The organism is Paenibacillus sp. O199 (genome assembly GCF_001636635.1).
GTDB classification, from domain to species: Bacteria; Bacillota; Bacilli; order Paenibacillales; family Paenibacillaceae; genus Paenibacillus; species Paenibacillus marchantiae.
On sequence record NZ_LGRP01000002.1, the window covers coordinates 209686 to 233213 of the forward strand.

The 23528-nt window shown below is 47.2% G+C and carries 15 protein-coding genes; 9 read left to right on the forward strand and 6 right to left on the reverse strand.

The features are described 5' to 3' along the window. Window positions 1-2955: a Na+/H+ antiporter subunit A gene (locus A6049_RS04230; protein WP_063563411.1), complete on the reverse strand. Its 2955-nt coding sequence runs from the start codon at window positions 2953-2955 to the stop codon at window positions 1-3. A 303-nt stretch (window positions 2956-3258) separates the two neighbouring features. On the opposite strand from A6049_RS04230, the gene A6049_RS04235 reads away from it, so the two are divergent. Together A6049_RS04235 and A6049_RS04240 are read left to right on the forward strand one after the other, a co-directional pair. Continuing rightward, a complete protein-coding gene (locus A6049_RS04235; protein ID WP_063563619.1) occupies window positions 3259-4905 on the forward strand; it encodes a sensor domain-containing diguanylate cyclase in 1647 nt (548 codons plus the stop codon). A 52-nt stretch (window positions 4906-4957) separates the two neighbouring features. Beyond that, window positions 4958-5479, forward strand: coding sequence for a hypothetical protein (locus A6049_RS04240; protein ID WP_063563412.1), 522 nt, complete (start codon window positions 4958-4960; stop codon window positions 5477-5479). 98 nt (window positions 5480-5577) lie between these two features. On the opposite strand, the gene A6049_RS04245 is transcribed toward A6049_RS04240, so the two are convergent. Then, window positions 5578-6696 (reverse strand): GGDEF domain-containing protein, encoded by a 1119-nt coding sequence (locus tag A6049_RS04245; RefSeq protein WP_063563413.1) that lies wholly within the window; start codon window positions 6694-6696, stop codon window positions 5578-5580. Window positions 6697-6931: 235 nt separating this feature from the next. On the opposite strand from A6049_RS04245, the gene A6049_RS04250 reads away from it, so the two are divergent. The 4 genes from A6049_RS04250 to A6049_RS04265 all read left to right on the forward strand — a co-directional run bounded on the left by A6049_RS04250 (window position 6932) and on the right by A6049_RS04265 (window position 15966). Next, a complete protein-coding gene (locus A6049_RS04250; protein ID WP_481852216.1) occupies window positions 6932-13633 on the forward strand; it encodes a DUF7507 domain-containing protein in 6702 nt (2233 codons plus the stop codon). Next, window positions 13630-15324, forward strand: coding sequence for a DUF11 domain-containing protein (locus A6049_RS04255; RefSeq protein WP_063563415.1), 1695 nt, complete (start codon window positions 13630-13632; stop codon window positions 15322-15324). The genes A6049_RS04250 and A6049_RS04255 overlap by 4 nt, the downstream gene beginning before the upstream one ends. Before the next feature lie 162 nt (window positions 15325-15486). Further along, complete coding sequence (locus A6049_RS04260) at window positions 15487-15744, forward strand: YolD-like family protein (RefSeq protein WP_063563416.1); 258 nt, start codon at window positions 15487-15489, stop codon at window positions 15742-15744. Window positions 15745-15843: 99 nt separating this feature from the next. After that, the gene (locus tag A6049_RS04265) at window positions 15844-15966 is read left to right on the forward strand and encodes a dihydroorotate dehydrogenase (RefSeq protein ID WP_090805800.1); all 123 of its coding nucleotides are present in this window, start codon (window positions 15844-15846) and stop codon (window positions 15964-15966) included. Window positions 15967-16021: 55 nt separating this feature from the next. Here the strand turns inward: A6049_RS04265 and A6049_RS04270 are convergent, their stop codons facing one another. Next, window positions 16022-17284, reverse strand: coding sequence for an amino acid permease (locus A6049_RS04270; protein WP_063563418.1), 1263 nt, complete (start codon window positions 17282-17284; stop codon window positions 16022-16024). Between the two features lie 174 nt (window positions 17285-17458). Here A6049_RS04270 and A6049_RS04275 point away from each other — a divergent pair, with 174 nt between their 5' ends. The 3 genes from A6049_RS04275 to A6049_RS04285 all read left to right on the forward strand — a co-directional run bounded on the left by A6049_RS04275 (window position 17459) and on the right by A6049_RS04285 (window position 20067). After that, window positions 17459-17962: a ferritin gene (locus A6049_RS04275; protein ID WP_063563419.1), complete on the forward strand. Its 504-nt coding sequence runs from the start codon at window positions 17459-17461 to the stop codon at window positions 17960-17962. Between the two features lie 395 nt (window positions 17963-18357). Continuing rightward, window positions 18358-19098: a polysaccharide deacetylase family protein gene (locus A6049_RS04280; RefSeq protein ID WP_063563420.1), complete on the forward strand. Its 741-nt coding sequence runs from the start codon at window positions 18358-18360 to the stop codon at window positions 19096-19098. 60 nt (window positions 19099-19158) lie between these two features. Beyond that, window positions 19159-20067, forward strand: coding sequence for a hypothetical protein (locus A6049_RS04285; protein ID WP_063563421.1), 909 nt, complete (start codon window positions 19159-19161; stop codon window positions 20065-20067). A 148-nt stretch (window positions 20068-20215) separates the two neighbouring features. Here A6049_RS04285 and A6049_RS04290 read toward each other — a convergent pair whose 3' ends face one another. The 3 genes from A6049_RS04290 to desA form a co-directional block, all read right to left on the reverse strand. After that, a complete protein-coding gene (locus A6049_RS04290; protein ID WP_063563422.1) occupies window positions 20216-20815 on the reverse strand; it encodes a response regulator transcription factor in 600 nt (199 codons plus the stop codon). Continuing rightward, window positions 20812-21960, reverse strand: a complete 1149-nt coding sequence (locus A6049_RS04295; RefSeq protein ID WP_063563423.1) for a sensor histidine kinase — start codon at window positions 21958-21960, stop codon at window positions 20812-20814. Before A6049_RS04295 ends, A6049_RS04290 begins: the two co-directional genes overlap by 4 nt. A 93-nt stretch (window positions 21961-22053) precedes the next feature. Then, entirely contained in the window at window positions 22054-23112 is a 1059-nt protein-coding gene (gene desA / locus A6049_RS04300) for a Delta(5) desaturase DesA (RefSeq protein ID WP_063563424.1), read from the reverse strand. Between the last annotated feature and the right edge of the window lie 416 nt (window positions 23113-23528).

A 23528-nucleotide genomic window follows, 5' to 3' on the forward strand; every position in this document is an offset into this window, starting at 1 on the left:
TCAGCGATCCTCCCCGATCTGTAGAATGATATTCATGGTGACTCCCAGGACGGCGAGATATACGCCGAGGTCAAACAGCATCGCGGTTGCAAGTTCTGTTTCTCCGAGTATTGGAAGATCGAAATAACCAAAGGTCTGACTCAGGAAGGGTACGCCGAACAAAAACGAGCCTGCTCCAGTCAATAAGGCAATGCCCAGCCCGATGGCTGTCAAGGTGCGAAAATCGATAGGTAACGCTTTACGTACAGTATCTGTACTGAACGCCAGCGCAATTAACACGAGACCAGCGGCGGTCACCAGACCGCCAATGAACCCGCCACCCGGGTTATGATGTCCTGCGAAGAACAGATGCAGCGCGAAGGTCAGAATGATAAAGACAACAACCTTGGTCGTTGTTTGCAACAACACATCGTTGCTTTGCAGTGGTACGGTATCCCAGGTTGATGAGCTACGTTCACGGTTGCCATACTTTTTCGTATTGTCCGCTTTGTCATCCGTATCTTCATCGGTTTCTTCAGTCTGTTCTTTCTTGCGGAATTTCAGTCTTGCGCCAAGGTCCCTCGCTTCAAGATTCAGATTAATCATGGAGTAGATGGACAACGAAGCTACCCCAAGTACCATAATCTCCAGTAAGGTATCAAAACCACGGAAGTCCACCAGCAACACGTTGACGACATTTTTGCCGCCAGCCAGATTGTAACTTTCCTGAATGAAAAATTCCGAAATGCTCTCGAGTGACGCGGTTCCGCTCGCAGCTAATGCAACAAAGGTCATGACTACGCCTACGGCAATGGCAACAATCATATTTACACTAAGATAGCTGCGGCTTGATTTGCCTCGTTGTAGTTCAGGCAGATGATAGAAGCAGAGCAGAAACAGTGCAACGGATACCGTTTCGACAATCATCTGGGTCAATGCCAGATCCGGCGCTCGGAACAGCACGAACAGTAATGTGACGAGGTAACCCACTGCGCCTGTCATAATGACTGCGGATAGTCTGTTCTTGGCAAAAGGGATCGAAACCGCTGATGCAATCAGTGCGACGAGCAGTACTGCTTCATAGAAAGAAAAAGGGGCGTTGCCCTTGAAATTCCAGGTGATATTTTCCCCTGAGCGGAAAAAAGCATAAACCAGCAATGCAACGGTGAACGAGAAAATGTATACCAGGTAGTTACGAACCGAGCCATTCATATAGGCTTCCGTCCATTTGCGTGCATAATGCTGAAGGTTATCGAGTACGACATGGTACATATTGTTTATCGTTAACCCTTGTGGGTAATGCTCATAAATCGTTCTCCAGCGCGGCAGCAGTTTGTACAATGTAATACCGAGGGCGATTACACCAATGGTCATGATTAATTCTGGTGTGATGCCATGCCATAGAGAGAAATGAACATCAAAGTGTTCATTTCCGTTCAACAGTGATGGAAGTACAGCAGCCATCGCTGGTTCAATTAATGATCCAGCCAGCAGATTCGGGAATAGACCGAATATGATCACGAGTATCCCGAGAATAACCGGAGGAATTAACATGCCAACGGGAGCTTCATGCAGCTTCTCGGCAGGAATCTCGCTGCGGGTGCGACCAAGGAACGTTTTGAACACAATAATAAGCGCATAGATCAGAGTGAACACACTTGCGAGCCAGGCGAACACAGGCAAGAGTATGCTCCATGATCCGAGTCCAAAGATGCGGAGGTGTGTTACTTCCACCATAGCCTGGAAGAACAGCTCCTTGCTCAGAAATCCGTTAAACGGCGGAATTCCGGCCATGGCGAGTGCTCCGACGAGCGCTACCGTAAAGGTCACAGGCATAAATGAAGCAAGTCCGCCGAGTTTCCTTATATCCCGCGTGCCTGTCTCATGATCCACAATGCCTACGACCATGAACAGTGCCGCTTTGAAGGTAGCGTGATTGAACAGATGAAGCAGTGCTGCCGTAATGGCAACCGTGTACATCGCGGAGGATTCGCCATATCCGAAATAGATGGCCGCCGAGCCAACGCCGAGCAGGGACATGATTAAACCAAGCTGTGAGATGGTAGAGTAGGCCAGGATCGCCTTAAGGTCATTTTTTTTCACGGCAAGGAATGATCCATAACACAGGGTGAGCAGTCCAACCCCGGTGACAAGCCAGAACCATAATCCCTGTCCACCAAAGATGGGTGTAAACCGGGCGACGACATACAGTCCCGCCTTGACCATGGTTGCCGAATGCAGATAGGCGCTAACCGGTGTTGGAGCTTCCATGGCGTCAGGCAGCCATATGTGGAACGGGAACTGCGCCGATTTCGTAAAAGCACCGATCAGAATCAGCACAAGAGCGGGCAAGAATAGTGCACTGTCCTGAATCTGTCCCCATTCCGTAATGGTTGCACGAATGCTGAACGTGCCTGTCATGAGATACATCAGCATGAATCCGGCAAGCATGGCGAATCCGCCAAATACAGTAATGAGGAACGATTTCTGTGCGCCTGAGGTGGATTCTTTACGTTTGTAGTGAAAAGCGATCAGGAGAAAGGACGTAATACTGGTCAACTCCCAGAATCCATACAACACAATCATATTGTCTGACAGCACCACGCCAAGCATGGCTCCCATAAACATCAGTAGATACAAATAAAAGCGGTTTAAGGCTTCTTTGGTATCCATGTAGAAAATGGAGTAGAGCACCACCAGTGTTCCTACACCGGTGATTAACAATGTCAGCAGCAAACTTAGACCATCAAGATATAGATTAAATCCAATGTCCAGTGACGGAATCCAGGGGATATACCCAGATACCGTATTGCGCTGAGACACGGCGGGTACGAGGCTCGCAAAATAAACAAATAATAGGGCCGGGACAAGTAAAACCAGCCATCCCATATGTATTTTACGGAAGAAACGATGCAGCATGGCAAGTACAATACCAGCGGCAAAAGGCAGAATCACAGCAACATGAAGCAGGCTCAACATTACACCCCCAATGACTGAATTTCTAATGCTCTTTGTTGTGGCAAACCGTGCTCATATGGCTCTGTGAGCATGCTTGCTCTCTATATTCATAACCCAAGTATGTATATACAGAATCGTGACTATTCTTTGAATGGAAGAAACACGATGCGAATAGCGTTCCCATATTGTATGGAAATGTATAATGAAAAAAGACATTATTTCCGATAAAGATGAAAACGAATAGGTGACATCCCGTAGTTCTTAACAGCATGAATGATGTTGAAAAAAGCAAGCTGGTTTCACCGTTTATTGGAGGAAGTTATGTCATTCAAGCTTAAAACTGTTCTCACCATGACCTTCGCTGTGTTATCCCTGTTGGTTACACTCACGATTGGTTATATTCTAAGTCAAAAATCATCCATAGCTGTCGAAACGGAGATTGGTCATGCCCTCATCAGCACGGCTTCTCAGACTTCAGACAAGCTGGATCGCTTCATGTGGTCGCGTTCAGGAGAATTGGATCTTCTGGGCCGAATGATTGCTCTAGAGGACCGCTTCGAGCCTGCCGAAATGCAGATGCTGCTGAATCAGCTTCAAGATAGCTTTCCCACATTCTCATGGGTTGGATTCATGAATCCCGAAGGAAAAGTGCTGGCTTCCACAGAAGGCATATTGCGTGGTGAAAATTTATCGGAACGACCTGTGTATCATGAGGGAATCAAGGGTAAATTTATCGGAGATGTCCATGATGCAGTCCTTCTGGCGAAGCTGCTTTCGAACCCAACCGGCGAACCACTGCAATTTGTTGATATCAGCTTCCCGGTGAAATACAAGAACGGAGAGATTGCTGGCGTGCTTGCCGCACATTTGAGCTGGGCCTGGGCGAAGGAAATGGAGGAAAGTGTCCTGGAGCCGCTGAAACATGAGGAAAAGGACATCGAGATGTTTATTGTCAGTCAAAAGGAAAATACGGTGCTGCTTGGTCCAAAAGAATGGATTGGTCGTCCTTTAAAGCTATCGGGCATTGAAGGGGCAAGACTGAACAAAAGCAGCTGGTCCATAGAAGAATGGCCGGATGGAAAAGAATATGTAACAGGATTTGCTACTAGCCAAGGGCATTTGGACTATCCGGGTCTGGGGTGGACGGTGGTTATTCGTCAGCTCAAGTCAGCAGCGTTTGCTTCCGTGACCGACATGCTTTGGTTCAATGTGTGGGCAGGGCTCTCGGTTACGGTGCTATTTGCACTGATTGGCTGGCTGATCTCCCGCCAGATCTCGGCCCCGATTGCACGGCTAACTCAAGTGGCGAATCGGCTTGGTGCTGGAGAGCAAGTACAGATTCCAGAAAATCGAGGCTTTAGGGAAATCGAAGTACTGTCACGTTCACTGGGAGATATGTTGACTTCGCTAACGAATAAAGATTCGGAACTGGTTGTTATGCAGAATCTGGCCCATTACGACCAATTGACCGGACTACCGAACCGAACAGCGCTCGAGCTCTATCTGGAAGAATCCTTGGAGATGGAAAGTGAAAATCACACATTAACATTCCTTTACCTTGATCTGGATGGATTCAAAAGTGTGAATGATACGCTTGGGCATCAGACCGGAGATGTTCTGCTGAAGAAAGTGGCTCAGCGTTTGACCAGTCTCAGTCATGATATGGGCATCACGGTAAGGCTTGGTGGAGATGAGTTCCTCATTGTGCTTCGCTCTGTGGGAAGCAATCCAAGAGAAGAAGCTCGTACCTATGCAGAAGATATCATCCAGAGCCTGAATAAGCCGTTTATTATTGAATATGAGCGAATTCATATCGGCTGCAGCATTGGAGGAGCTGAGTATCCTACGAACAGTGGCAATCCGAGTGAAATTATCCGCATGGCAGATGAGGCGTTGTATGAATCGAAACGTGCGGGCAAAAATAGAATGACATTCTATCCAGAATTGAAGAACACAGTTAGAGAATAATATAATATAAAGTAAGAGTTAACTGATCCGCATACAGGCAAGGAGCGATGAGATGTCTGGAAAATATACCAATGTACCCTATGGTTATGAACCGCCCCCGGCTACCCGGAAAGGCACGCTGATTTTCTATGATTCATTTGAACACGTAACGGATCAACAGCTTGAACGCGCCGCTGCTATTGCGGACAAACGTTCTTTTGTGCAACTTGTGCTCTATCCGCTGCATGAGAATACAGTGAAGCGGATGAGCAAGGATGGTGTGCAGCCTTTTTACAAAAGGGAAGATCGTCTTCATGACTGGAGAAGGGAGTATGCATCCTCCCGCATACGGGTGGAAGGCTGGGAAGGCAAGAGAAAGAAGTATACGCCGATCGAAGCAGCCCTGCGTCATATGGCAGAAGAATATCCAGCTCCCCATTTCCTATACCTCACGGTAGAGATGGCAAATCAGTTCGCATCATTTGATTCGTTCAAAGATTGGATTAAGGAAGTACGTCTGATTATTGATGGAGATGCCGTTAAGCTCCACCCGAAGCTGGAGCAAAATGCACATCGCTGGGAATGGGCAGAGTGAACCAATATATTCGGAGTGACGATTAGCGTTAAAAAAAGTAGTGCTGTACAGCCGGATTCCCGGTGAACAGCACTACTTTTTTGCGTTTTTTTGGAGGATTAAACCAAATCAAGGGACGTCATCGTTTTATTTTTCCCCGTTCGTTTGGCGGCATAGAGACATGCATCCACTTCCTCAAACAGCTTGTCCTTGGACAGATGAGCGCTGTAGCTTTTAAGTCCGACACTTACCGTAATATATTGCCCTTCAAGCTCCAGATGAACGAGACGAGCAATTTTCTTGCGGATCTGCTCCACCAAGGCATAAGCCTGCTCGAAGGGTTGCTCAAACATTAACAGTGCAAATTCTTCTCCACCATAACGCGCCGCGATATCGCTTGATGTGATGTTCTCCTGAATGATCAGAGAGACTCTCTCCAGAATGGTGTCTCCCACCCGATGCCCATATGTATCATTAATTGACTTGAAGTTGTCAATATCAATCAGAGCTAAATGTAGACTCATGCCATTATTGGCATACTCAAACGCTTTTTCATAGTAGTCCTTAAAGGAGCTTTGATTATACAGATTGGTTAACCCGTCTGTCTTGGACTGCTTGCTCATAATTGCGTTTCGCACAATCAGATCCTGCTTGGCAAGCATACTGGCCTGAAGATCATCCAGTACCTCGACGCCGCTCGTAACAATCAATTGTGCAACATATGTACCTACAATGAGAAAAGCCGGAATGGAAACCATATCAAACGAAGATAAGTACAGCCGATAGGCTGGGTCGCAGAGTACGATGACATAGCCAATCATCTGCATGAGGCATACCGTCCATACCCGTTTCTTGTTGAAAAACAGTACCGAAGCAAAGATCGGCAACAGACATATGGCCAGTATAATGCGAATGTCGTAATTGACACGTATGATGGTCCAGGCAATCACTGTGCTGGCCACGGACATGGAATAGAAGGAGAACGAACTGAAACGGCGTTCCACCCAACTGGCGATCAGAATGGCGAAAGCGCTGGCTAATGTAGGCAAAAATAATACATGAATCATGAAATCTTCTGGAGTGCGATCATAATCGAGAAACAGAAAGCAGCCTATTTGAATGACAACATGCGTTAATACGACGACCCAGTAAGCACGAAGCATTTTTTTGATCCATTTGGAATGCTTGAATTCGTACTCGGTTGGGATATGGTTGCTATGTAAGTTGGGACTCTTCAATATATCACCGCTGACTGCATCATAATAATACGACAGGCATTGCTCTCGTATGTTTTAATTATAAAACACATTGCACGAAACGCAAATCATTTAATTTTAATATGAAAACAAAGCTTACATAAAAGCGCATAAAGTTCTTATAGAGGACAAACAAAAATCTGAAATAGGCTCATAGACTGTGTAAGAAGGCTCCAATTCATATGATTCCAATTAAGATGAAGGGGAGGTGAGATCAATTCCTCTTGTCGTTCGTTCAACCGTTAATGCTACGGGAGCAATTACATTTACAGGTAACACGCTTGGACTGAGTCGTTCGGACACAGCCGGAGTACCCGGAACACAGGACAGTATTGGAGCTTTTACGACAACCAACGCTTCCGTCCAGTACGGAACCTATCCGCTAGGAACCACGAGCCTGTATCAGAGCAACAGTTCAGCGGCAATACTCGTTCTTCCTGCTGGCAGCACTGTCTTGTATGCAGAATTGATCTGGGGTGGAAGTTACATCAATGGGACAGTCAATCTGAGTGCTGCAATCAATAATCCGGTTACGTTTACTACACCAGCAGGTACATCCAGTGTTACTCCTGATCCAGCTACTTATAATCAATTTGATCTGGGGAACGGCGCTGCCGGCTATGTGCGTTCAGCCAATGTTACTTCGCTTGTACAAAATGGGGGAGCGGGTACATATACCACCGGAGCAGTTGTAGGAACGATTGTCATCACTAATGATGCTACAGCCAATCATGCAGGCTGGACACTTGGAGTCATTTATCAGAACCCCAGCCTGCCCTTTCGCAACATGTCCTTACGTGCAGGTGGAGTACTCGTCCAGTCTACATCGGCGCCAGTTGTTACCACACTGACTGGATTTGCTACTCCGCTTTCGGGTGCATTGGGAGGCAGAGCCCTGTTCAGTGCACAGGAAGGGGACGCGAACCGGACCGGGGATCAGGCATTATTCGGGCCAACCTCGGCAACTTCGGTTGCCTTGTCCGGACCAAACAATCTGGCTGCAAACTTTTTTGCTTCTCAAATCAACGGCGATACAGGAACCCTTAATACAACAGGGACTTTCGGAACGCGGAACCAGACGAACGGGGCTCCGGGCACCAATATTATCGGCGGACGTCAAGGCTGGGATATTACTAATGTGGATGTGTCATCGAGACTAATCAATAACCAGTCTTCTGCGGTGTTGACGTTAACGACCTCCGGGGATGCATACATTGTCAATGCCAATGCGATTCAGGTTGATATCAATGCACCCAAAATTACAGTGGCCAAAGCATCCGTTGCCTCTGGTGCGGTAGCGGGGGATAGCATTCTTTATACCGTTACTGTCAGCAATGCAGGTACAGCCAGTGCGGCCAGCGTTGTTCTATCCGATTCATTGCCTGTAGGGCTCACCTTCATTCCAGGGAGTGTAACGGTCGCTGGTGTGTCCCGCCCAACACTCGATGTGACCGCCGGCATTCCACTTGGTTCATTAAATCTATCCAACAGTATCGTTGTAACCTATCGTGCGCTCATTGGCCAGGATGCAAGCATACTGCAATTGGTGAATTCAGCGAATGCCGCCTTTACGTTCCAAAGTGTGGCAGGGGGCTCAGTGATTACGGGAGTCATTCCGTCCAATAACTCTACACTTCCTGTCTATTCACCAAACCTGTCCATTGTGAAGTCGGCGAGCACAACCAACGCCACAGTAGGTGACCAGGTCACGTATACGCTTCAGGTGAACAATGGGGGGAATGTTTCTGCCAACGTTACATTAACGGATAACATCCCGAGCGGCAGCTCGTACGTAGCGGGCAGCTTCCGACTAAATGGAAATGTGATTGCTGGTGCTAATCCCGCGACTGGCGTTAATCTGGGGAGCCTCGCGGCAGGAAGTACAAATACCGTAACCTTCCAGGTACTCGTAACAAGCTTGCCTACGCCTCCAACCCTTGTGGATCAAGCCACGGCCACCTATTCCTTTAACTCTCCTGATGGTCGGACTATTAACGGCACAGTAGCTTCGAACACCTTGACGATTCCCGTCACATTGCCCAATGTAACCACGGTAAAATCGGCATCGGTCACGGATGTTGCAGTTGGGGAGACGTTTACGTACACCATCGTTACTACCAACAGTGGTATCCAAGTGATTAACAATGTGGTGCTCACGGATGCTATCCCTGTTGGAACCACATTTGTAGCGGGCAGTGTGATCGTCAGAGGAACTGTCGTACCATCAGCCAATCCGAGCAGTGGAATTTCGCTAGGAACGTTGGCAGCAGGAAGTTCCGCGTCGGTGACGTTTCAGGTTAATGTGCAGTCCCTGCCTGCTTCAAGTTCGTTAGTTAACCGTGCCGTAGTGTCTTATAGCTCGGGTTCGTTCACGGGGATTTCCAACTCCAATTCCATTACAACCCCTGTATACCAGGCGGCAATCGGCATTAACAAGTTGGCGAGCGAAACCAATGCGACACTAGGGGATCAGATTTCATACACACTTGTGGTAACGAACAACGGAACCATAGCGACTCAAGTAAATGTAACCGATACGATACCATCAGGCCTGACATTTAACCCGGATTCGGTAACCGTGAATGGTACTGCGCGTCCTGGGACCAATCCATTAACCGGAATAACGTTGGGGGGTCTGCTGCCAGGAGCAACATCAACGATTGTGTTCCGAACTTCACTCACTACACTCCCATCACCGCCAACACTAGAGAATCAGGGGGCCGCTAGTTACACGTACCAGCTTCCGAGTGGACGAAATCTTTCAGGAAGCAGTTTGTCCAATGTCGTTCGTATACCTGCATCAAGCCCCAATATATTGATTAGCAAAACAGTAAGTACGCCGGACGCTACCGTAGGGGATGTACTTACCTATACGGTTGTTGCAACAAATGCTGGGAGCAGTGCGGTACAAAATCTGGTGATCTCGGATACGCCAACCGGTTCGGAATTCGTCTCCGGCAGTGTCACTATTAATGGAGCTGCTGCAAGGAATGCAAGTCCGCTTTCGGGCATTGCTGTCGGTGCATTGAACAGTTCAAGCAGCGTTACGGTGACCTATCAAACAAGAGTGACATCCGTTCCGTCCACAGGTTCAGTCAGCAACCGGGCAAGTGCAGCATTTACGTCAGGCAGTTTTAATGGCGTTTCTTCGTCTGTTACGGTGAATACACCCATATATCAACCAGTCATCCAAGTAGCTAAAACAGCTAGCACCTCGAATTTGACAGTAGGGGATTCCTTTAATTACTCCATTCAGGTCAACAATTCAGGCAATATTGCCGCAACGGTTACCTTGACGGATCCGATTCCTGCGGGAGCTGTATTCAGTACGAATAGTGTCATTATTAATGGCGTACCAACACCAGGTGTTAGCCCGGTAACAGGAATTAATTTGGGGCCGATCGCTGCAGGCTCGAACGTAACGGTCACTTTTGTTGCCATGGTCACAAGTTTGCCTGATTCAAGGCAGTTGACTAACCAAGCAGTTGCATCATTTGCCTACACTCTTCCAAGTGGGAGAACGGTTGCCGGTTCTTCGTTATCGAACACCATTAACATTTCCGTATCCTTGCCCAATGTAACGATAGTAAACAGTGACAATGTAGAGTATGGCGTTGTCGGGGATATCATTCGATACACATCTGTTATTCGTAACAACGGAACAGTAGCCGTTAACAATGTGGTATATGTCAACCCTCTTCCTCCGAATACCCCATTTGTACCCGGAAGCGTCATTGTGAACGGGACTTCATTCCCGCTCTCCAATCCGACCGCCGGCATTCCAATCGGTACGTTGGCTCCAGGAGCCGAGGTTACCGTAACTTTTGAGGTGACGATTACTATGCCGATCCCTTCACAGATTAACAATCAGTCGACGGTCAGCTTCACATCCGGTTCATTTTCGGGGTCATCATCATCCAATACAACACAGACTCCGGTCATACAACCGCAAATTTCACTCATCAAAACAGCAAATACAGTTAATGCGACCGTAGGCGACACGGTTATATATACAGTAACTGTCAGTAACACAGGCAATCTGGAGGCAAACGTTACAGTGACAGATACGATTCCTACTGTCACAACTTTTGTACCCAATAGTCTCGTGGTATCTGGTGTACCACAGCCTGGAGCAACACCAGGAACGGGTATTCCTGTAGGCATTGTGGCAGCGGGAGCGACAGCTGTTGTTACATTTGCCGTTGTTGTGGATTCACTTCCATCTCCGCAGCAACTTAGCAATTTTGCGACGTCATCTTTTACTTTCACACCTCCTGACGGGCGAACGTTAACAGGGACAGCCACCTCAAATACACTGACGTTTCCAGTCTCGTCGCCAAACGTTGCCGTAGTTAAAAGTACAGTTTCTACTGCGGCTGCCGTAGGGGATACTGTTACTTACTCCATTTTGGTAACGAACAGCGGAATAGCACCGGTAAATAATATTCAGTTTTCGGATCCAATTCCTACGGGGGCCTCTTTTGTTGCAGGAAGTGTCACTATAAATGGGGTAGTGCAGACCGCTTCCAATCCGGCAGGGGGGATATCACTAGGTACGCTCGCTCCCGGAACGTCTGCAACTGTGACTTTCAGTATCAATGTCAATGCGATCCCACCAAGTGGACAATTAAGCAATCGATCCACAGTGAGTTTTACCTCGGGGACATTCTCAAGCACAACGTTCTCCAATACTGTGGTTACACCGGTATTTCAGCCCATTCTATCAGCACAAAAAACGGCGAGTACACGAAATGCTACCGTTGGGGATACCGTCAGTTACACGATTACCGTCAACAATCAGGGTAACTATGGTGCCCAGATTAACCTAACGGACAATATTCCTACAGGAACCATACTTGTTCCGAACAGTGTGATTGTAAATGGTCAGCCATTACCTGCAGCCAATCCTGCAACAGGCATTCCGGCAGGCACTGTTGCTGCTGGGGCAACAACAACGGTTACCTTTTCCGTAGTTATTGATACTTTGCCGACCCCGCAACAGCTGGTGAATCAGGCTTCGGTTGCTCTTTCCTTTACGCTGCCTGACGGACGCAACATCACGGGTTCTGTTTTGTCTAATATACTTACCATTTCAGTGTCGGCTCCCGATGTCGATGTGGTGAAATCTACGACATCTACGTCTGTATCTGTTGGTGATGTCGTGACGTACAGCATTGCAGTAACTAATAACGGAATAGCGACTGTCAGCAATGTGGTCTTTACGGATGCATTGCCGGCAAGTACTGTTCTTACAGCAAACAGCGTGTTTATTGATGGAGTTCCTCGACCGGGTGTCAATCCTTCAACCGGAATAACGCTTGGTTCCATCGCGCCTGGAGTTACCGTGACCGTTGTGTTTAGTGTGCAGGTTACAGCACTCCCATCCAGTGCAGTATTAAACAATCAGTCTACAGTGAGCTTTACATCAGGTGTTTTTTCAGCTACCACATTTTCTAATACGGTCACTACCCCGGTATACCAACCGATTCTGTCGGCAGTCAAAACGGGAGACCAGGCTATAGCAACGGTAGGGGATACGGTCGTTTACAGCATCGCGATTACCAATGCAGGGAACTTTGGGGCATCTGTCACGTTAACGGATACCATTCCGGCAGGAACAGAACTTGTGCCAAATAGCGTCATTATTAATGGAGCTTCAGCACCAGGAGCCGATCCGGCTTCAGGGATACCACTGGGTGTAGTCTCCACAACAACTGTAATCATGTTCTCGGTCGTGATCATCACCCTACCTTTAAGCCAGGCCATAACCAATCAGGCCTCAGCAACCTATTCCTACACGCTGCCGGATGGAAGAACACTGGGAGGAAGCCTTTCGTCCAATTCTCTCAATATTCAGGTGTCTGCTCCGAATGTCAGTGTCGTCAAGACGACACCAGTAATTGATGCTGTAGTGGGTGATACGATTGTATATGAGATGGTCGTAACCAATAATGGGATTGATCCTGTCAACAATGTCGTGTTAACCGATCCAATCAGTTCGGCTGTTACTTTTGTCACAGGCAGTGTCCTGGTTGACGGCGTTCCACGTCTCACGGCTAACCCGACACTGGGGATAGCGCTTGGTTCTTTGGCACCTGGAGCATCTGTATCCGTTTCGTATGCGGTTCGGGTCAACACGCTGCCTGCACCACCGCAAGTGAGTAGTCAGTCATCGGTAAGTTTCACATCGGGTGTATTCTCGGGAGCGGCCTATTCAAATACCGTGGTAACACCAATTTATCAGCCGATTATTGCTGTAACCAAAACAGCGAGTACGTCCAATGCCACCATCGGAGACATCATTACCTATTCTTTTACCATTTCCAACAGTGGGAATTTAGCAGCCAATTTGACACTTACGGATAACATTCCGAATGGAGCAGTACTGCTTCCCAACAGCGTCCTGATTGATGGTGTTCCACAGCCAGGTGCAAATCCGGAATCAGGGATTGTTGTTGGGACGATACCTCCAGGAGGGTCCGTTAATGTAACGGTCACTCTGGAAGTTACCGTGGATTCATTGCCGCAGAATCAGCAGCTGGTCAATCAGGCGGTAGCCAATTATACATTTAATCCGCCGGATGGACGTCAGTTGACGGGTACAGTATCCTCCAACGTTCTGGTGATTCCTGTATCTGCACCAAATGTCGTTGTGATCAAAAGCACAAGTGCAGTTGATGCTGTTGTCGGCGATGTGATCACCTATACAGTTGTGGTAACCAATAGTGGCATCGAGGTAGTCAATAGCGTGGTTATGGTAGACCCTGTACCAACAGGCACCGTATTTGTAGCGGGAAGTGTTACGGTGGATGGCGTGGCAAGGCCTACGGGGAATCCGAATACAGGGATAACACTCGGTTCAATTGCCGCCGGTGCTTCAGTTACCGTTACATTCAGAGTGGAGGTTGTAGTGATATGAGCCAATCTTCCGGTCCGTTGTCCCACACGCTACAGAATCAGTCACTGGTTCGATTCAGCTCGGGTACGACTGAACTGGAACAGGTGGCCTATTCAAATACGGTAGTTACACCATGGATCGGCCCCAGGCTGGAGGTTTACAAGTTTTGCAACGTTGCTGAGGCTGCTCTGGGGCAGACACTGACCTATCTGATTGAAATTTTGAATTCGGGTAATTGTGCTGCCATGGTCCATGTATTGGATTCGCTCTCGTCGGAAACTTCACTTCTCCCCAATAGTGTACTCCTGGATGGAACTCCGCTGCCAGGAGTATCACCGGAGAGAGGGATTCCTGCGCAGGAAATCGTACCTGGAGCGACGTTGCGTATTCATTTTCAGGTGATCATCGTCGGTCTTCCTCAGGACTTGAAACTGGTGAATCAAGCGAAGATACGTTATACATTTGTGACGCCGGAAGGACGAATGGTTGAGGGAGAAGAGCAATCCAACGTGGTAGAAGTAAATCTGGTCTCGTCAAGTCTGTCGTTGGTTTTGAATGCAGATCGTGTGCAAACCTTTGTCGGAGATATCGTCACTTACAACCTTTTGGTGAGTAACCCGGGTTTTATAATAGGAAACGATGCCAGGGTAACGATCCCATTACCCAAAGGGATTGAATTTCTTCCGGGAAGTGTCATTGTGAATGAGATTTTTGTTCCCGAGACGACGCCTGACTCCGGGATTATGATAGGCGAGGTACTACCCGAAGAATCTGTTCCAATTCAATTTCGAGTACAGGTCACGGGAGGAAGCATAGCTGAGAATTTAACAATTCAGGCAGTACTAGAGTACGTTTCAGGTGACACATTGGAGAATGTATACTCGAACGTAGCAACTTTACAAATCATTCAACCTCGGATTTCGATTGCGAAAAGTGTGAATCCAGCCATCGCTACTCCTGGGGATACCGTTCAATACCAAATAACGGTACACAATGAAGGTTCTTTTGCAGTAGATGCTATCGTGACGGATTTTCTTCCGCCAGGTATGCGCTATGTTGAGGGGAGCCTGGGGTGGAACGGTGTGAAACGGCTTGGAACAAATCCAGTCAAAGGCATCAATCTGGGAACGTTGACTGCACGTTCCGTGGTTAATATCCAATTTGAAGTGCATCTCACAGAGCAGGAGCGGGGTGTACCTGCAGTCTTCGAACTGATGAATCAGGCTCGCCTGATCTATACATTTCGCTTGCCAGATTCGCGTTCTGTGCAACGAATAATTTCCTCCAATACGGCTGTCATTCAGTTGAAGTTTCCTATCATCTCGGTTCATGTGGAAGTGAAGCCAGACTTGATCGAAAGGGGAGGAAATGTAACCTTTCATGTACATGTGACCAACACAGGGGCCTGGCCCGCGCGGGTGCAGTTGGCTGATGTGCTCCCTCCAGGTGCCAAATGGATTGGGGAAGAAGAAGTACGGGATCGAGCGATCATTTCAGAGTATTCATCACCAAGATTTTTACATTTGGGTGAGATGGAACCTGGAGCGGAGAAATGGGTCACTTACATTGCACAAATATCCTCCGCTGAGCAACTGGGAATCCAGCAGGGTACCGTAACTGCAATGTATACCTACGAGTGGAACGGTCAGAGGCATTCAGGACAGTCCATTTCGAATGTATACACCATTATTGTTGAAGATGGCGATGAATGAAGGGGGATACTAGCTTTTTCCTGTAAATGTAAGGGATTTTTTGCTTCTTTATGGAGTCATGACATTACACGAAGGTGAATGAATGGTATACTAATTAAATATGACCTCGGCAAATAACCCGTGGATTCGGGTGTCGGATTAGCTATAGAGGAGGCCGCTACATTGGCAAAAGCAAAAGTTGCAAAAAGACCTACCCGGGATGAGTTTGAACTGGAAGAGCTGGGGAACCAACTGGTTGAGGCGTATCAAGAACGTTCGGAAGTGTTGCTGACCGTATGGGGCAAGGAAGATCAGGTTCATGGGGTGATTGTGAAGTTGGACTCACGTACCCGGCTAGTGCATGTGGAGTATACAGAGGAAGAATTTACGGCCAAAGTGCCGTTCCTGGATATTATGCGCATTGATTCTCCACGGTTTTGAAAAAGATGATAAACAGGATCTGAATCAGGGCATCCGCCCTGTCAAATCCATTCTCCCTGCATAAGATAACCCATACCTGTTGCAGAGGAGGTACGGTCAATGAGCGAAGTATTAGGTGGAGAAGCAAGAGGAGGCTACGGATACGGAGGTTTTACTTCTGTAGGTGCCATTCTGGTTTTGTTTATCCTGTTGGTTATCATCTCCAAAGCATTCCTGGTATAATTATTATTCCAGATGAATAAAGGAAGCTCTGCCATCGCGGCAGAGCTTTTTTTGTTTATATTTTGTGTTGTCGTTTGCGGCTGAGAAGTCCGTACAGAACGACGATCACCACAGGGTAGAGAACGGCCCACCCGGCAAAAGGGAACACAATGGCTGTCGCCACAAAGGAAATCCAACTGATGGTTACCCCAGTACGACTTCCCTTGAGTAAGCGTATTCCGGCTGCGCATCCACCAAGATAGGTGAGAATGAACGTTGCATTAGGCAACTGAATAAGTGTGGTGAGTGACACCAGACCTGATCCGTATATGCCTAACACGAGAGTGAAGCAGATGGCCAGGAAGCCGATTGCAGCAATTGGTGTATGGTACCGACTGGATAAGCGGGACATCCATTGCGGGGCGGATCCTTGTCTTGCCAGTGCATAGGCGACACGGGATGCGGCACCAGCATACGCAATGACCGTAGCGGTGCAAATGAATATGCCAGTTAGCCCAGCAAGTAATCCACCCCAGGAACCGAGAGCCTGACTAATGATCCATACGAGAGAGACATCAGCTCCGCCATGAAGATAGCTTTGGGTTCCGACTGTCGCCAGTGCAGTCAGGAAATAGAGCACACCTACAATGATGGCAGCAATGGTTACGCCTTTGATAGCTGCCTTGCGTGGATCAGTAAATTCTTCAGACAGGTGAGATACAGCTTCCCAACCGATAAAACACCAGAACAGAATGGCCCCAGCCTGACCCACGCTGACCCAACCACTTGGCATAAATGGTGTGAAATGTATGGATTGCATATTCGGAATAGCAAATACAAATGCCATGACTAGCACGATAATAATCGCTAGCACAACGCCAATCTGTACCTTTCCGGCAACCTGCATGCCCACGATGTTAATGATCAGTCCAGCCGCCAGCATGAGGGCGGCAATCGCTGTTCTATATCCTTCCCCGAGTCCCAGCGCAGCCGTCATGTAGCCTGCACCTGTAAGGGCAGCCACGGGAGCACCGATGGGAACGGACATTAGAAAGAACCAGCCAACCACGGCTCCTGCCCGTTGTCCGAAAGCGAGGGTGACGAAATGGGATACACCGCCTGCGTCCGGGTATCGGGCTGAGAGTAATCCCATGGATAGGGCGAGTGGGAGAATCAGCAGCACCATGCCTCCCCAGGCGAGAAGTGAAGCTGGTCCTGCCAGTTCGGCAGCAAGTCCGGGTACAATCAGGACACCTGAACCGAGAACTGCACTTATATAAAGCGCAACAGCTTGCGGCATACCTATCGTTTTTTTGAGCTGCGAAGAAGATGTGTTCATGAAATAAAATGGCCTGCCTTCCAGAAAGAAATGATTTTAGAGCGAGAACTATGTAATTATATAGGAAGAGAGGCAATCAGTCATTGGCGAATTTTGTAGAAATTTCGATATCGGTCGTGCGGACGTTATGATAAAATAAAACTATCCCTAGAGAAAGATTGAGGTGTATCCCTAATGAGTAAAGAGTTGACAGAAGCTTTGAACGAACAGATGAACTTCGAATTTTATTCGGCTCACGTATATCAGGCGATGGCCGCATACTGTTCCAGCGAAAGCTTGGACGGATTTGCCAACTTCTTCATCGTACAAGCAGAGGAAGAGCGGTTCCACGCCATGAAAATATACAAATTCCTGAATGACCGCGGACAACGCGCTACTCTTGCTGCATTGCCAGAGCCGAAGAATGAATATTCTTCAATGCTGGATGTGTTTGAACACGGATATGCACACGAGCAGCAAAACACGAAGAAATTCTACAATCTGGCTGACATTGCCCTGAATGAGCGTGAACATGCCACGATGTATTTCTTGAAGTGGTTCATCGATGAGCAAGTCGAAGAGGAAGCTCTGTTTGATAATATCATCCAGAAGTTGCGCCGTATCGAAAAAGATAGCAATGCTTTCTACATGCTGGACGCCGAATTTGGTAAACGTTCATTCACAGCTCCTGCGGAGTAAGAGGGGACTAAGCAAAGCAACAGGATTGATCCGAACGACAAGTAAATCGATCTACATATGAAAAGTCTGCTCTCGGGCAGGCTTTTTTGTTGTACCATTTTAAGCTTCTTTGTTCTCTTCATATAAATTCCAGAAATGAATCTATCAGAAACCACAATTTGGGTTAATAGAATATATGTCAACATTGATCTATCCCGACGGATGTTCTTTTTCGAGCAAATCTATCAAATTCGTTTTATTTTTTTGGGTAATCTGACAAAAGTGTAACTCGAACGTAGCATTTGAAGCGAGAATGGGACGCACTCTTTTTGATAGTATTAGGATTATCGCCAAGGGCTGCACTGAGAGAAATATAGACACCCGGGGAAATACAAGACATAAGGGAGACTTTTATTATGCTACATATTCGTAAAACATTCATCACCGCACTTGCTATTCTATTGATCATTCCATTGCTATTGCCGCAGTCGGCTTCAGCTACATCATCCGCATCCAAGAATGCTGGAAATAAAGCGAGCTCCAAGATCATATATCTAACTTTCGATGATGGGCCGACCGCCCACACGGGACAATTACTGGATATTCTGGATCAGTACAATGCCAAGGCGACATTCTTCATGCTTGGACCTCAGATGGAGAAGTTTCAGAAGGCCACCAAGCGTATTGTTGCAGATGGACATGGACTGGGCTTACACGGCGTAACGCATGTTCCCGGTAAATTTTATAAATCCGCATACAGCGGCTTGAAAGAAATGCAGCAGGCCAATGAAAGCTTGAATAAAGTGGCAGGTGTCAAAACCAGTCTCGTTCGTACTCCATACGGCAGCAAACCGTATCTCAAACCGGCATATCGCAATGTTCTACTGGGTCAGGGTGGATTCCATCTGTGGGATTGGAATGTTGACTCCGAAGATTGGAAATACAAGAAGGATCACCAGAAAGTCTACAACAGTGTGATGAAGCAGATTCATAATGTGCAAAAGAGCGGAACCACCCCTGTGGTCCTGATGCATGACCAGGAAGCGACATTGAAAGTACTTCCGCAAGTGTTAAAAACACTGAAAGCAGAAGGCTACCAGTTTGAAGTGCTGACCAAGAAAGTGCAGCCCGTGAATTTCTGGAATGACAAACGTTAAAATTCAGGCGAGACAACAATGTAAGCTGATTCCAATAACGGCTTCAAGGAGGACAACAACATGAGCAAACCTAAATTATGGATGACGATTCCTGTGACAACAGCAGTGCTGCTTGCTCTTGCGGGGTGTGGTGGTCAGGATACCAAACCATCATCAGTGGACAACACGTCCCCCGCGGCTGGCGAACAGGCTCAGTCAGGCAGTGGAGGAGCCGATTTCTCCAATGGAACGAAAGATAGCGGAACAGATACAACGGAAACAACGGGGACGGAAGGTTCTGCGGGAAGCGGGACATCAAATTCGGAAACGGGCAGTAACGATCAAACCCAGAAAAGTGCGAACGATGTCATTAAGGACATTCGCAGTCATCTGAAGATGAAGAACGCTTCGTTACCTACTTCATTTCCCTTGGAAAAAGGAAAACATCTGACTGCAGCGATCACATCGAATACTTCAGATGCGTTCCACATTAACTTTTATTCCACTGACCAGTCTGTTGCGGTTAACGATGCTTCGTTGACGGCCTCTGGCAGCAAGGTACCTGTTCTGGCATCCTATGAAGTGAAGACGTATAAAGACCCGAACAGTACGGATATTTTCCCTGAGACAGATTTGAAAGACATTCCTAAGGACATGACTGTGGATCTGGGACATGACATCAAGGGTGTGGCTGAAGGCGCGGCGGGCAGTCAGTATCTGACATGGACAGAAGGTAGATGGACGCTTCAAATTCGATCCGTTTCCCAAGATAACATGAATAATCCGGGGATTGCGAAGAGAATGGTGGAATACTTGGAATCCCATACACTGCCTGCACCAAAGGATAAAGGATTCGTGAACGTGCAGTACCCAAGCGGTGGTAAAAGCGTTAATGTAACGATCTCCTGGCAAGATGGCAAGCAGATTCATCAGCTCCAGACCGAGCAGGTGCCACTGGAAGCTTTGGGCATGGTTGTTTCTGTAAAATAGTATAGTAGGGAACTAAAATAGGTTCCAAAAGTAAATAGGCTGGACCGGAGTGAGTACTCCAGGCCAGCCTATCCTTGTATAAGCAAGGTGCACCCGATGGGAAGGTGTACCTTGCTTATTTATGTTTCATTGGGTTAAAGCGGTACTTTCATTTAAACCACCCTTTTTCTTTGGAACGAGTGATGGCTTCAATGCGGTTACTTGCATTTAACTTGTTGAGGATAATAGAGATGTAATTTCGCACCGTACCGGTAGTAATAAATAAATGTCCGGCTATTTCCTTTGTATTTTTACCGTCTGCCATCAGGCCGAGAACGGCATTTTCACGTTCGGTCAGCGGGTTCTCCTGTACATAAGCCTCGTCCACCAGATCGGGTGCAAAAATACGTCTCCCATTCATGACCTGACGGATTGATTCGGCCAGTTCCTCGATCGGGCTATCCTTTAACAGATAACCGCGTACACCGCCTTTCAAAGCACGTTCAAAATATCCGGTCCGGGCAAAGGTTGTCAAAATAATGACTTTACAGCTCATACCTTTCAGTTCCTCAGCGGCCTCCAGGCCACTTTTGACGGGCATTTCAATGTCCATCAGACAGATGTCTGGTGTAAGCTCCCTAACGAGAGAAAGAGCTTCCTGTCCATTGCTTGCACGACCTACCACTTCCATATCCTCTTCCAGATTGAGTAGGGAAGACAAGGCCCCCAGCATCATACGCTGGTCTTCGGCGATTACGATCCTGATCATTGTTCAACCTCCTTTATCGGTTTGCGGACCAGCTTGGGAACATGGATGACAATGCCTGTACCTTCCATGTTTGCTCCGGAACGAATATCCAGACAACCGTTCACAAATTCAAGTCGTTCTTTCATTCCCAAGATTCCGGTACCGCGCCGTTCTTGCTTGCGGGTACGTTCGATTCCAACTCCGTTATCCTGAACCGTTACTATATTATCGGACAGTGTTTCCTCGATTCGGATGGTGCATACCGTTGCCTGACTGTGTTTTACGACATTCGTAACGGCTTCTTTCAGACACATGCCGAGTACATTTTCATTTAGTTGTGACGTATCCTGCAACTTCGGATTGCCTTCCAGTACAAATTCAATGGAAGCGGCCTTCAAAATCTGTTCGGCACGGAACAGTTCATCCACCAGCTGTGTGCCACGCATGGTCGTTACCATTTCCCGGACTTCCTTCAGGGCCGTACTTGCCGTCTGTCTCAGATCGTTCAGTTCAATCTCGGCTTGATCAGGATTCATGCGAAGCAGACGCTTCGCCAGATCGGTTTTCAGACCAATGAGAGAGAGCTTTTGTCCAAGTGTATCGTGCAGATCGCGTGCGATACGTTGCCGCTCTTCCATTTTCACCAGATCATCCAGCCGTTTGTTGGCATTCTCCAGCTGGCCTTCCAACTGTTCACGCTTATTTTTGTTATACGTACTGATCGGAAGCAGGATGGATGCCATGAGACTAATGAATACAAACGGAAACTGACTGAGCAGTAGGGTGCTCTGCTTGATGAAGCTATAATTAATGGTTAGAAAACTGGCTGCCAGGTTCACCGAATAGAGGGTGAAAAAGCCGGCTTTATTTTTAATATTCCCAATAAAAAAAGCAAGAAACAATGAGAAATAGGCATAATCATAAGCGATGGTCATCGTAATTGATATGGCGATCAGCAGCCCAATCCACATATACACCTGCCAGCCCTTTGTGATGAAGGCAAGCAGATAACAAACAAAGAAGAACAGAATGATGAAGATTCCCGCAACCATGGGCCACAATTTGGAATATTGTGAAATATAATAGAAGGGCAGGATGAAAAAGACGAGCCATACATATGGATTTAAACCTGTATTTTTATAAAAGAGCTGCATCCACTTTTGAATGAAAATTCTCCTCCTCGGACTTGCATTGTACTCAAACTTAGCCTGACTGTAGCATGACTTTAGCCTGAATACAAGAAAACGAATCCGACAGAGTTAAGGCTTCTCTGTCAGACCCGCTTGGTTGTTTACTCGAATAGGCGGTTGAACGTAAGGCTTGCGGGATAACGTTTTGATCTCGCCGAAGCTAATAAAACGCTTGGATTCTTCGTCCCATAGACGGAAGCGCAGGGCAGCCAGACTGGAACGTAGCGTAATCGTTGTTGCATTCTGCAAAGGTGGTGTTGCATTATGTGCTTCTTCCAAGTAATAGTTAGGTACACGTGGGCTCAAGTGATGCACATGGTGGAACCCGATATTGCCACTGATCCATTGCAGCAGTTTAGGCAATTTGTAATATGAACTACCTTCTACAGCAGCCTTCACATAACTCCATTCATCTTCATTCTCAAAGTACGTATCTTCAAATTGATGCTGTACGTAGAACAGCCAGATGCCGAAGAAGCCGGAGAAGAAAAAGACGGGTGCCTGCACCAGAACAAAAGCCTGCCAGCCGACCAGCCAGCACATAAAAGCGTACAGGATAACGATCAAAACTGTTGATAGATGCGTATTGATGCGTTCTTTGCGTCTTGCACCTTTACGGTTAAAACGGTAGGCGAACAGGAATACATAAATGGGTCCAATACCGAACATGACAAACGGATTACGATAAATACGGTAGAAGAGACGGCCCCAAGGGGAAGCGGCTTTATATTCCTCAACCGTCATCACCCAGATATCGCCAACTCCACGTTTATCCAGATTGCCGCTGGTGGCGTGATGAATGGAATGCTCATTTTTCCATTGCAGGTAAGGCGTCAGGGTTAATACACCTGTAATCGTACCGAGAATGTCGTTGGCACGTTTGCTTTTGAAGAATGAACCATGACAGCAGTCGTGGAAGATGATAAACGTTCTAAGTACAAACCCCGAGGCTACGAGGGCAATCGGAAATGTCAGCCAGTAGGACACGGACAGGCTATAGTACGCTGCGGCCCATAATAATAATAGTGGTAGTATGGAATTCACTAATTGTTGGATACTCAGGCGAAGATTATTTTTCTCATAAGGGGTCACTTCTTTTTTAAGGGCCATTTCTTTGGTTCTGCTCATAGACTTACGTCCTCCTTCAATGGTCAATAACTGTAATCAGTTCTAACCTAACGCTTCCTGGGAAGATGTCTCCAAGTGAGGCGTTTTTATCATTGTATAAGAATGCGTCCAGTGCAGTAAGTCATAAACGTCAGTACACTGTAATGATGAATATCAATGATGACCCATGACATTTGTCATGGGTGGATGAAGCAAACCTGCTTTGTAGAGCCTGAAAAACAGTATTTTTAGATTCCTTTGTACAATTTGCGCAACAATTTGTATTATGTATACAAATTTTGTGCCGGGCATGGTAGAATCTATCATTGAGTGGTTATGACAACTTATGAAATTGGTTGATAGGTTGATTTTCTGATGGATTGGATGGAGTGCATGATGAAGAAAAGAATAACGGATATTCTATTTATTATGGCGGG